This window comes from Parasediminibacterium schistidii (assembly GCF_046546515.1).
Lineage (GTDB): Bacteria > Bacteroidota > Bacteroidia > Chitinophagales > Chitinophagaceae > Parasediminibacterium.
Map to the genome: position 1 here is coordinate 1 of NZ_JBKHKJ010000057.1, position 11,479 is coordinate 11,479.

11 protein-coding genes and 1 pseudogene are annotated in these 11,479 nt (G+C 38.0%); 11 read left to right on the plus strand and 1 reads right to left on the minus strand.

Translation table 11 applies throughout. The annotated features are described in order from the left end of the window. Positions 1-564: 564 nt before the first annotated feature. Positions 565-771, minus strand: a complete 207-nt coding sequence (locus ACHFIY_RS18660) for a hypothetical protein (protein ID WP_410847645.1) — start codon at positions 769-771, stop codon at positions 565-567. A gap of 271 nt (positions 772-1,042) precedes the next feature. Here ACHFIY_RS18660 and ACHFIY_RS18665 point away from each other — a divergent pair. From ACHFIY_RS18665 to ACHFIY_RS18715, 11 genes and pseudogenes are all read left to right on the plus strand, one after another. Beyond that, a pseudogene (locus tag ACHFIY_RS18665) lies at positions 1,043-2,284 on the plus strand (class I SAM-dependent DNA methyltransferase). Continuing rightward, positions 2,184-2,519 (plus strand): hypothetical protein, encoded by a 336-nt coding sequence (locus tag ACHFIY_RS18670; RefSeq protein ID WP_410847655.1) that lies wholly within the window; start codon positions 2,184-2,186, stop codon positions 2,517-2,519. Before ACHFIY_RS18665 ends, ACHFIY_RS18670 begins: the two are co-directional and overlap by 101 nt. After that, positions 2,500-2,856, plus strand: a complete 357-nt coding sequence (locus ACHFIY_RS18675) for a four helix bundle protein (protein WP_410847646.1) — start codon at positions 2,500-2,502, stop codon at positions 2,854-2,856. Before ACHFIY_RS18670 ends, ACHFIY_RS18675 begins: the two co-directional genes overlap by 20 nt. Positions 2,857-2,898: 42 nt before the next feature. Next, on the plus strand, positions 2,899-3,936 hold the full coding sequence (locus ACHFIY_RS18680; protein WP_410847647.1) for a PDDEXK nuclease domain-containing protein: 1,038 nt from the start codon (positions 2,899-2,901) through the stop codon (positions 3,934-3,936). Next, on the plus strand, positions 3,926-5,119 hold the full coding sequence (locus tag ACHFIY_RS18685; protein ID WP_410847648.1) for a restriction endonuclease subunit S: 1,194 nt from the start codon (positions 3,926-3,928) through the stop codon (positions 5,117-5,119). The genes ACHFIY_RS18680 and ACHFIY_RS18685 overlap by 11 nt, the downstream gene beginning before the upstream one ends. Positions 5,120-5,135: 16 nt before the next feature. After that, positions 5,136-5,525 (plus strand): GxxExxY protein, encoded by a 390-nt coding sequence (locus tag ACHFIY_RS18690; protein ID WP_410847649.1) that lies wholly within the window; start codon positions 5,136-5,138, stop codon positions 5,523-5,525. Between the two features lie 38 nt (positions 5,526-5,563). Next, a complete protein-coding gene (gene hsdR, locus ACHFIY_RS18695) occupies positions 5,564-7,972 on the plus strand; it encodes an EcoAI/FtnUII family type I restriction enzme subunit R (RefSeq protein ID WP_410847650.1) in 2,409 nt (802 codons plus the stop codon). A gap of 1,349 nt (positions 7,973-9,321) precedes the next feature. Then, positions 9,322-9,453 (plus strand): hypothetical protein, encoded by a 132-nt coding sequence (locus ACHFIY_RS18700; RefSeq protein ID WP_410847651.1) that lies wholly within the window; start codon positions 9,322-9,324, stop codon positions 9,451-9,453. Positions 9,454-10,277: 824 nt separating this feature from the next. Beyond that, positions 10,278-10,724: a DUF6934 family protein gene (locus tag ACHFIY_RS18705; protein WP_410847652.1), complete on the plus strand. Its 447-nt coding sequence runs from the start codon at positions 10,278-10,280 to the stop codon at positions 10,722-10,724. Between the two features lie 9 nt (positions 10,725-10,733). Further along, the gene (locus ACHFIY_RS18710) at positions 10,734-10,898 is read left to right on the plus strand and encodes a hypothetical protein (protein ID WP_410847653.1); all 165 of its coding nucleotides are present in this window, start codon (positions 10,734-10,736) and stop codon (positions 10,896-10,898) included. Between the two features lie 230 nt (positions 10,899-11,128). Continuing rightward, a partial coding sequence (locus ACHFIY_RS18715; RefSeq protein ID WP_410847654.1) for a DUF4184 family protein occupies positions 11,129-11,479 on the plus strand: 351 nt, incomplete at its 3' end.

Sequence of the window (11,479 nt, forward strand, 5' to 3'; positions counted from 1 at the left end):
GTCTGTGGCGTGTGGCTTCGCTAAGGTCTTTTACAAAGGGCATTCCACCTAAATAGATAAAAGGATTTTCCAATCCCCAACACCCCATGCCTCAACCCAATAAAAAGTCCCTAGCGAATTGCCAATAACGTGTGTCTGTTGGCAACAAAACAAGTGTTCGTAATTTATAAAAAACTTATCTTTTTGACAAATAACCACTTGATACAATTTATTTATAAGCTAATGTGCCAAGAGTTTTGTTGTAGTTCTTTTTTTACTAATATTAAAATAGTTGTAGTGCCAAAATAAGGGTTGGTTTTATGGGCATAAAATCACTCACAAATCACTCACTTTTTCTCACAAATCACTCATAAATCACGCACAAATCACTCAAAAAGTACGCACAAAACACTCACAAAACACTCATAAAAATTTGTCGATATTGTTGATAATCAATGGTTTAAATGAGTGAAGGCGATTTTTTAAAAATGGCAAACGAGGAAAAAAACCGAAAAAAGGCAAAACTGAAACTATTTTAATAAAAACACCAACAATATGGATATTGTGAAAAATACGCAAGTGTCCTCATTTTGGCTTGCTCCTGCCGTTGGTCACAGCTAGACCCGAAGCGGATGGACAGAAGCGAAAGGAAGCAGCCGCCAACATCCGTATTTGCGATATGGCTGGCTTGACGGAACTCACTCGGCTTTTAGTCCTTTTTTTAGCTTTTGTCCCGGCTGACCGTACAATATTGAGCAGTAGGTTATATATTTGAACTTCAGGAGTAGGCATTTGGCTTTAGTTATCGGCTGACCCAGCGCTATTTTCAGCCACATCCCAAATACCGACTCGTTGTACGTCACCCCCGTCGGACACCCTTCTCAACTAAAACCTTCTCCCACAATATGCACCCAAGACAGTAGCACATTTAACCCTCCCGAAAACGCAGCCAAGCCCACCCACCACCCTAAAATCAGATATAGTAATATTTTATAAACAGTAATATAGTTAGACGTATAATATAACCCTAAATTGCAACTCTAATAATAATAAGGGACAACGAATGTTTGAACAGACTTTTAAAAATATAGACGACATACTGCACAAGGACGCAGGTTGTGGCAGTGAACTGGACTATGTGGAGCAAACATCTTGGGTGTTGTTCTTGAAATATTTGGACGACTTGGAGAAAGACAAGGCCACAGCAGCCGAACTGAGCGGCAAGACTTACAACAATATTATTGCACCTGAGTTTCAATGGGCAGTATGGGCAGCACCTAAAGGTGAAGACGGCAAACTTGACCACCACAAAGCATTAACTGGTGATGACCTTGCCGACTTTGTAAACATCCAACTTTTCCCCTACCTAAAAAAGTTTAAAGCCGATGCTGAAAGTGCCGACACTATCGAATATAAAATAGGAGAGATTTTTAGCGAACTAAAAAACCGCATACAAAGTGGTTACAATTTGCGTGAAGTAATCAACCGCATAGACGAACTGCGTTTTCGCACCCATGCCGAAAAGCACGAAATGAGCCATTTGTATGAATCGAAAATACAAAATATGGGCAATGCTGGTCGCAATGGTGGAGAATATTACACGCCCCGGCCTTTGATTAAAACCATTGTGAAAGTGGTAGCCCCCGAGATAGGGCAAAAGATTTATGACGGCGCAGTAGGCAGCGCAGGTTTTTTGGTGGAAGCATTTGAGTACTTAAAGCACAGCAAAAAACTAACGACTACCGATGTAGAAACCTTGCAGGAAAAAACCTTTTATGGCAAAGAGAAAAAATCACTGGCTTACATAATTGGTATTATGAACATGATTTTGCACGGCGTAGAGGCCCCCAATATTGTGCATACAAACACGCTTGCTGAAAACCTTGCCGATATACAAGAAAAAGACCGTTACGATATTGTGCTGGCCAACCCACCTTTTGGTGGTAAAGAACGTGCCGAGGTGCAGCAGAACTTCCCTATAAAAACAGGTGAAACAGCTTCTCTTTTTTTGCAACATTTTATTAAAATACTGAAAGCAGGAGGCAAAGCTGGTGTGGTTATTAAAAACACGTTTTTGAGCAATACTGATAATGCTTCTGTTGCTTTGCGCAAATAACTCTTGAAAAATTGCAACCTGCACACCGTATTGGATTTGCCAGGCGGCACTTTTACTGGTGCAGGTGTAAAAACGGTAGTATTGTTTTTTGAAAAAGGTTCTCCAACAAAAAAAGGTCTGGTTTTACCAACTAAACTTAGACCGCAACCTTGGCAAGACCAATGCCCTGAACGAAAAAGATTTGGCTGAATTTGTTGAACTTCAAAAAACTTTTGCAGAAAGTGAAAATGCTTGGAGCATTAACATTAAAGACATTGATCAAAGTACCTTTGACCTAAGTGCAAAAAACCCAAATAAAAAAGAAGAAGTTGCCTTACGCCAACCGCAAGAAATTTTAGAAGAAATGAAAGCCTTGGACGAAGAAAGCAGCTTAATAATGGATAATTTACAATTGATAATTGACAATGAAAGAAAACATCATTAAAAATAAATCATTTGCTTTTGCTTTGAGAGTTGTAAAGGCTTGTCAGTTTCTTTCAGAGAGAAAAGAATATGTATTGAGCAAACAAATGTTAAGAAGTGGAACTGCAATTGGAGCAATGGTTCGTGAAGCAGAGCAAGCGGAAAGCGGTGCCGACTTTGTGCATAAAATGGCAATTGCTTTGAAAGAAGCCAACGAAACCGAATACTGGATAGAACTGCTTGCACAATCTAATTATTTAGAAGAAAAAGTTGCTATCTCATTGAAAAATGATTTGGCAGAAATCTTAAAATTATTAACGGCAATTATTAAAACAAGTAAAGAAAATGCAAAGAAATAATTATCCATTATCAATTGTCCATTATCAATTAACTACGTTATTATGAGTGATATAGCAAAACCCCAGCAATTAATTGCCGATGTGTTGCAAATATTGCAAACAGCAAGGCAAAAAGCCTACGCTGTTGTTAACAGCGAAATGGTATTGGCTTATTGGCTAATGGGCAAACGGATAATAGCCGAAGAGCAACAAGGCGAACAAAAAGCGGCTTATGGCGAAGCTATTTTAAAAACATTGTCGGCGGCTTTAACCGCCCAATTAGGCAAAGGTTTTTCGTATGCCAACCTGCGGAATTTTAGGCAGTTTTACTTAACATACCCCGATGCTGCAAATTGCTACGCACTGCGTAGCAATTTGAGTTGGACGCACCACCGCTTAATAATGCGGGTAGAAAACCCCATTGCAAGAGACTTTTATGTAAAAGAATGTGCAGAACAGAATTGGAGCAGCAGGGCATTGGAACGTAATTTAAACACCATGTATTACGAGCGGCTGCTATCCTCCAAAAACAAGACAGAGGCTTTGCAACACAGCCAAACCTTAGAAAAAGCAACGGTGAACGATTTTATTAAAGACCCTTATGTTTTTGAGTTTTTAAATATACCCGAGCCAATAAATGCCAATGAAAAAGACATTGAAACAGCATTGATACAAAACCTGCAACAGTTTTTGCTGGAGTTGGGCAAGGGCTTTTCGTTTGTGGGGAGGCAGTTTAGGATTAGCACCGAAACCAGCCACTTTTATATTGACTTGGTATTTTACAATTACCTGCTAAAATGCTTTGTACTGTTTGACCTAAAAACGACCAAGCTTACCCACCAAGATACTGGGCAAATGGATATGTACATACGGCTGTTTGACCACCTGAAAAAACAACCCGACGACAACCCAACCATTGGCATAATACTATGTGCCGAAAAAGACGAAACCGTGGTTAAGTACAGCATACTAAACGATAACAAGCAATTGTTTGCCACTAAATATATGCCTTACTTGCCAACAGAAGCCGAATTGATAGCAGAAATAGAACGAGAAAAAAGATTGATAGCCACCCAACTAAATGAGAAAAATGATGCGTGATATGAGAGAGGGCTGGGAGATAAAAAAGTTGGGAGAGATTGGTAAGGTATCAATGTGCAAGAGAGTATTTAAAGAAGATACTACAACTGAAGGAGGTATTCCATTTTACAAAATTGGAACTTTCGGAAAAAACCCTGATGCCTTTATCACTAAAGAGCGATACAATGAGTTTCGTAGTAAATTCTCTTTCCCCAAAAAAGGTGACATTCTAATATCTGCATCAGGAACAATAGGGAGAAGAGTAAGATATGATGGAGAACCAGCATATTTTCAAGACTCTAATATAGTTTGGATTGATAACAATGAAAAATTGGTTTTAAACGATTACCTCTACCGCTTTTATGAAATATGTAATTGGGGAGCATCAAAAGGAGCAACAATTTCAAGACTTTATAATGATAATCTTAAACAAATTGAAATTTCTTATCCCGAATCCCTGCCCGAGCAACAACGCATCGTAGCCATATTAGATAAAGCCTTTGCCGCCATAGCAAAGGCAAAAGCGAATGCCGAACAAAACCTACAAAACGCCAAAGAATTGTTTGAGAGTTATTTGCAAGGGGTGTTTGAGAGGAAAGGTGAGGGTTGGGAAGAGAATATTTTAAAAGAAGTATGCGAATTAAAAAGTGGAACAACTATTTCCCCATCACTTGAAAGAACAGAAGGTGATGTTCTATATACAAAGGTTGGTGATATGAATTTGCCTGACAATGAAGTTGAAATAAACACTTCAAGCAGATTTGTAAATAGTAAAGAGATTAAGATAAATCAAATCATTCCAGAAGGAGCCATTATTTTTCCAAAAAGAGGTGGTGCAATTGCAACCAATAAGAAAAGGAAAATCATAAAACCTACAATTGTCGATTTGAATACAATGGCAATTATTCCAAGCAAAAAAATTGACAAAGATTATTTCTTTCATTGGTTTCAGCTATTTGATTTGAACAGCATTAGTAATGGTGCAAACATCCCTCAGATAAATAATTACAGTTTTGATGAAGTTTATATTCCCTACCCAAAATCAATAAAGCAACAACAAGTAATAGTTCAAAAACTTGATGAATTATTAACTGAAACCAAAAAATTAGAAGCCATTTATCAGCAAAAAATAAATGATTTGGAAGAACTGAAAAAGAGTATTTTGCAAAAGGCATTCAGTGGTGGTCTGAACTATGATTTTTAATGATTAAATGAATATTATGATTAAAAAAGAATACCCGCTTTCAGAACTTACAGGCAAAATAATTGGCTGTGCTATGGAAGTGCATCGTATTCTTGGCAATGGTTTTCAGGAAGTGATTTATCAAAGGGCATTGGCAAAAGAAATGGCATTGCAGGGCTTAGTATTTTCGAGAGAGCACGAAATGAAAATAAACTACAAAGGCGATGAAATTGGCACAAGACGTGTCGATTTTTTTGTAGAAGAAAAAGTAATGGTAGAATTAAAAGCAGTGGTGCAGCTAGAAGATGTGCATTTGGCACAAGCCATCAATTATTTAGAAGCGTATGGTTTGGATATTGGGTTGCTCATCAATTTTGGCAATTCATCTTTACAATTTAAACGTGTAATGAAACCAAAAAAATCATAGTCAATCAAAAAATCAGAAAAATCATAGTTCAAGACATTATGAACGAAGCAGAAACAAGAGCAGAACTCATAGACCCCAAGCTAAAGGCTTGCGGTTGGGGCGTTGTAGAAGGCTCAAAAATACTTCGTGAGTATAACATTACCGCAGGTAAAATTCAAACAGGTGGCACAAGAGCAAAAAAACTTACTGCCGATTATGTGCTGCTTTACAAAGGCATAAAACTGGCAGTGGTAGAAGCCAAAAGCGATGAATTGGGCGTAGCCGAAGGCGTGGCACAAGCCAAGCAATACGCAGAGAAACTAAAATTGGAAACCACTTATAGCACCAACGGAAAAGAGATTTACAGCATCTGCATGAAAACAGGTGCAGAGGGTTTAGTAACAGACTACCTGGCACCCGAACAACTTTGGAATAAAACCTTCGCCGTTCAAAACGAATGGAGAGAAAAGTTTGCTGCCATTCCGTTTGAAGATGTTGGTGGCACAAAAGGAGCAAGATATTATCAGGAAATTGCCGTAAACAATACCTTAGAAGCTGTTGCCAATAATACGCAACGCATTTTATTAACTCTCGCCACTGGCACTGGAAAAACTTTTATTGCTTTTCAAATTGCATGGAAGTTGTTTCAAACACGATGGAACATCAATAATGCACAATTGAAAATTGAAAATGGACAATTAAAAAACGATGTAAATAATTATCAATTATCAACTGTCAATTATCAATTAAATAGACGGCCTCGAATTTTATTTTTGGCGGATAGGAATATTTTAGCCGACCAAGCCTTCAATGCTTTTTCAGCCTTTGCCGAAGATGCTTTGGTAAGGATTAATCCCAAGGAAATACGCAAAGGTGGCAGAGTGCCAACAAACGGCAGCATCTTCTTTACCATCTTCCAAACCTTTATGAGTGGCAAGGACAAAGAAGGTAAACCAGTTCCGTATTTTGGCGAATACCCAAAAGACTATTTTGATTTTATCATAATTGACGAGTGCCACCGTGGCGGGGCTAATGACGAGGGAAACTGGAGAGGTATTTTAGAATATTTCTCGCCAGCCGTTCAGTTGGGTTTAACGGCCACACCCAAACGCAAAGACAACGTAGATACTTACAGATATTTTGGTGAACCCGTTTATATCTATTCCCTCAAAGAAGGTATCAACGATGGTTTCCTTACGCCATTCAAAGTGAAACGTATTAAAACAACGCTTGACGATTATATCTATACCAGCGATGACCAAATAATTGAAGGCGAAATTGAAGAAGGCAGATTGTACACTGAGCCCGACTTCAATAAAATAATTGAGATAAAAGCAAGGGAGGCAAAACGTGTTCAAATTTATATGGACGAGGCCAACCAAAAAGAAAAGGCAATTGTTTTTTGTGCTACACAAGACCATGCAGCAGCAGTTAGAGATTTGGTAAGCCAATACAAGAAAAGCACCGACCCAAATTATTGTGTTCGGGTTACTGCCAATGATGGGGAAATAGGCGAACAGTTTTTAAGGGAGTTTCAAGACAATGAAAAAACAATCCCAACCATTTTAACCACTTCGCAAAAACTATCAACGGGCGTTGATGCAAGAAATATCCGCAACATCGTTTTAATGCGGCCAGTAAACTCAATGATAGAGTTTAAGCAAATTGTAGGGCGAGGCACACGTTTGTTTGATGGCAAAGACTTTTTTACAATCTACGATTTTGTAGATGCCTATCATCATTTTGCTGACCCTGAATGGGACGGAGAACCATTAGACCCTGAAGCAACTTCACCCCAACCCTCCCCAAAAGAGAGGGAACCAAAGCAGGATGAACCAAAAGAAGGCGAAGATGAGGGTGGTGAAAAAGAAAAACGCAAACGCATTAAAATAAAACTGAAAGACGGAAAAGAGCGTGAAATTCAATCGATGATTTCTACTTCGTTTTGGACAGCAGATGGCAGGCCAATTTCGGCAGAAGAATTTTTAAATAACCTGTTTGGCGAATTGCCAAACCTTTTTAAAAGTGAGGATGAACTGCGTACACTTTGGAGCAATCCAATCACCAGAAGAACACTATTAGAGAAATTAGACGAAGCGGGTTTTGGAAAGGAGGAACTGGTTATTTTGCAAAAATTGATAGACGCAGAGAAAAGCGACTTATTTGATGTGTTGGAATATGTATTTAACAGCGACATAAAACCAATGACAAGAGAAGCAAGAGTTGCAGCAGCACAAGCGACAATTTTTGCTTTGCTTGACAACAAACAAAAAGAGTTTATTGAATTTGTATTGAGCAAATATATTGAAACTGGTGTAGAAGAACTTGACCAAGAAAAGTTACCAATCTTGTTAACAAACAAATATCAATCGTTGGAAGATGCAAAAGATATTTTGGGCAACGTTGCCAACATTAGCAAACTGTTTATAGAATTTCAACAACATTTGTACAAGCAGAAAGTTGCATAATGACACTACTAGCCAATCTGCCAAGGCTTATGAGACACAACCTTATTATGGTAACCTGTTTGACACACCCAGAATGAAGGGCGAACGTACAACATCCGTATTTGCGATATGGCTGGCTTGACCGAACAAACTCGGCTGTTAGTTCTTTTTTTAGCTTTTGTTCCGGCTGACCCAACAATATTGGCCAGTAGGTTATATATTTGAACTTTAAGAGCAGGTATTTGGCTTTTGTTATCGGCTGACCCAGCGCTATTTTCAGCCACATCCGCAAATACCTGCTCGTTATGTGCCATACGCCTGCGACAGTTTCACAAGCTTTGGGGCGACAGTAACCATGGTCTCTTTCATTTAGGGTTGACTTGACTCAAAGCCCACATCAACTTGACTTTTTCTGTTCAACTTTTGTAGTTTTTATTTTTAAATTTAGCATTGGTATCTGTTAGGCTTTTACTAAAGTAATAAACAAGTGGACACAGTATATAATTTGACAAACGTTGTAACCTTAACAAAAACGATTCAGCAGCACGACACATAAAGACAAAAATAAAAAATTGAAAAATATAATTGACAGACCTCTATTCCACGTTGCATTCTATTTGTTGGGCATTCTACTATTATTCTTTGCTCATAAAATAGCACCAACTAATTTGGCTGGACCTGGACTTGATATGTTAGTTTTACTCCTACTGCTTATTTCAATTCCTTATTTGTTCATTAGGACTTTGGTGAAGAAGGACATAACGGTATTGTCTAAAATTACTATTACAGTTATTCATATTTTTGGAGTAGCAGTAATAATTTGGTGTCTCAACCAACCTTCTTGACAATATTTTTAATGAAAGGTAAAATTTAAAGTGCATTTGTAGTTTGAAGCAGTTTTCAGTGGACACAAAAGTTGTTAGTAATTCAACAAACATTACAAGTTTTTTGAGCAACCGTTTATAAAACACAAAGTTCTTTACAAAATTTAAACACCCAATTCCCGACAAGAAGTACGGCACATAACATCCGTATTTGCAATATGGCTGGCTTGACGGAACAAAATCGGCTTTTAGTCCTTCTTTAAACTTTTGTTCCGGCAGACCCAACAATATTGGCTAGTAGGTTATATATTTGAACTTTAGGAGCAGGTATTTGGCTTTTGTTTTCGGCTGACCCGGCGCTATTTTCAGCCACATCCCAAATACCGACTCGTTGGGCGGCTACTTCCGAGACCCCCTAAACCTGTAAAAACGGATTATAAAAGATAGTCGTAGAGCTTTTTGCCGACAATACGCAATCCACAAAATGACCACGGTTCACAGCAACAAGGAAAACGAGGGGCAGCAAAACAGGGTTTGAAAAACTTTATGGGACTAAGCCTAACCCACAATATGACCACGGTTCAAAGCAACACGGAAAAGTCGGGAAGGAAAACAGGGCTTGAAAAACCTTATGGGACAAGGCCTAACCCACAAAATGACCACGACTTACAGCAATAAGGGAAATGTCAGGCAGCAAAACAGAGGTCGAAAAGTTTGGTGGGGACAGTACGCAATAGACAAACAAAACAAGTGCTCGTAATTTATAAAAAACTTATCTTTATGACAAATAAGCACTTGATACAATGTATTTATAAGCTAATGTGCCAAGAGTTTCGTTGTAGTTCTTTTTTTACTAATATTAAAATAGTTGTAGTGCCAAAATAAGGGTTTGTTTTATGGGTATAAAATTACTCACAAATCACTCACTTTTTCTCACAAATCACTCATAAATCACGCACAAATCACTCATGTAGTACGCACAAAACACTCACAAAACACTCATAAAAATTTGTCGATATTGTTGATAATCAATGGTTTAAATGAGTGAAGGCGATTTTTGAAAAATGTCAAACGAGGAAAAAAGGCAAAGCTGAAACTATTTTAATAAAAACACCAACAATATGAATATTGTGAAAAATACGCAAGTGTCCTCATTTTGGCTTGCTCCTGCCATTGGTCACAGCTAGACCCGAAGCGGATGGAAAGAAGCGAAAGGAAGCAGCCGCCAACATCCGTATTTGCGATATGGCTGGCTTGACCCAACAAAATCGGCTTTTTGTCCTTTTTTTTAGCTTTTGTTCCGGCAGACCAACCAATATTGGGCAACACGTTACATATTTGAACTTTAAGAGCAGGTATTTGGCTTTAGTTATCGGCTGACCCAGCGCTATTTTCAGCCACATCCCAAATACCGACTCGTTAGCTGCCATACGCAAATTTCGGATAGCCTTATAATTTGAAGAGAAAAGAAAAGCATATTTTCGCCATGACAAAGGGAAAATATGAAACTTGATAGATATGAATTGAAATCGGATGACCAATTAACAACCTTCGATTTTTTAAGCGAAGGGACAAAAGGAAAGATTGAAAAAGTTGTACAGTTCACTCTAATTTATCAAGAAAATCTTTATAACCTTGCCTTTGGTGACAGAAATTTTTTGACGGGGCAAATTGATGATAAAGTTGTAACAGACAATGGGGATAGTGAAAAAGTCCTTGCAAGTGTCGTTGCTGCGATTTACGCTTTTTGCGACAAAACACCTGATGCTTTGATATATGCCACAGGTAGCACAGCTGCTAGGACACGACTTTACCGAATGGGAATTAATAAATATTATGACATCGTAACTGAAGATTTTATGATATTTGGACAAACAGAGAGTGAATGGGAACAATATGTGAAAGGAAAAAATTATGACGCATTCGTTGTACAAAGAAAAAAGCATTAAATTTGAAACATGAAAAATATAATTGAATTAAACGAAAAGAAAGTGCCAGTTGTACGAATTGACAAATCGTTGAATCAATACAGCAATGTTGTACTTTTTCCAGAGAAAGTAGAGAAAGCGAAACAATCCATTAAAAAGTTTGGACTCCCTGACTTGACGAAGTACGGCAGCTAACATCCGTATTTGCAATATGGCTGGCTTGACGAAACTCACTCGGCTTTTAGCCCTTCCATAAACTTATGTTCCGGCTGACCGTACAATATTGGGCAGTAGGCTATATATTTGAACTTTAAGAACAGGTATTTGGCTTTAGTTATCGCCTGACCCAGCGCTATTTTCAGCCACATCCCAAATACCGACTCGTTGCCTGCCATTTTGCAACCCTCTATTCCTATAAATTAAATATGCCATTTACATTTTCACATCCTGCAATAGTCTTACCCTTGACAAAATGTTCAAGGCGACACATGTCGTTGACAGGTCTTATAATTGGCAGCATGACACCAGACTTTGAGTATTTTTTTAGAATGAAAATCCAAAGCACTTTTAGTCATACAATTGGTGGACTATTTTACTTTGACTTGCCCGTTGGGATTTTACTTTCATTCGTTTTTCATAACCTCATTCGTGACTCACTTTATGACAATTTACCTAAGGTCTTCAAAAGCAGACTTGAAGTTTTTAAGTCTTTTAAATGGAATGAATATTTTAAACAACATTATTTTGTAGTTATTATTTCAGTTTTGGTTGGGGCG

What these genes read in the sequence shown, in the direction of transcription:
- ACHFIY_RS18675 (WP_410847646.1), top strand. Translation starts at nt 2,500, where the DNA reads ATGAAAGAAAACATCATTAAAAATAAATCATTTGCTTTTGCTTTGAGA.
- ACHFIY_RS18690 (WP_410847649.1), top strand. Translation starts at nt 5,136, where the DNA reads ATGATTAAAAAAGAATACCCGCTTTCAGAACTTACAGGCAAAATAATT.
- ACHFIY_RS18680 (WP_410847647.1), top strand. Translation starts at nt 2,899, where the DNA reads ATGAGTGATATAGCAAAACCCCAGCAATTAATTGCCGATGTGTTGCAA.
- ACHFIY_RS18705 (WP_410847652.1), top strand. Translation starts at nt 10,278, where the DNA reads ATGAAACTTGATAGATATGAATTGAAATCGGATGACCAATTAACAACC.
- hsdR (WP_410847650.1), top strand. Translation starts at nt 5,564, where the DNA reads ATGAACGAAGCAGAAACAAGAGCAGAACTCATAGACCCCAAGCTAAAG.
- ACHFIY_RS18710 (WP_410847653.1), top strand. Translation starts at nt 10,734, where the DNA reads ATGAAAAATATAATTGAATTAAACGAAAAGAAAGTGCCAGTTGTACGA.
- ACHFIY_RS18685 (WP_410847648.1), top strand. Translation starts at nt 3,926, where the DNA reads ATGATGCGTGATATGAGAGAGGGCTGGGAGATAAAAAAGTTGGGAGAG.
- ACHFIY_RS18660 (WP_410847645.1), bottom strand. Translation starts at nt 771, where the DNA reads ATGCCTACTCCTGAAGTTCAAATATATAACCTACTGCTCAATATTGTA.
- ACHFIY_RS18700 (WP_410847651.1), top strand. Translation starts at nt 9,322, where the DNA reads ATGGGACTAAGCCTAACCCACAATATGACCACGGTTCAAAGCAACACG.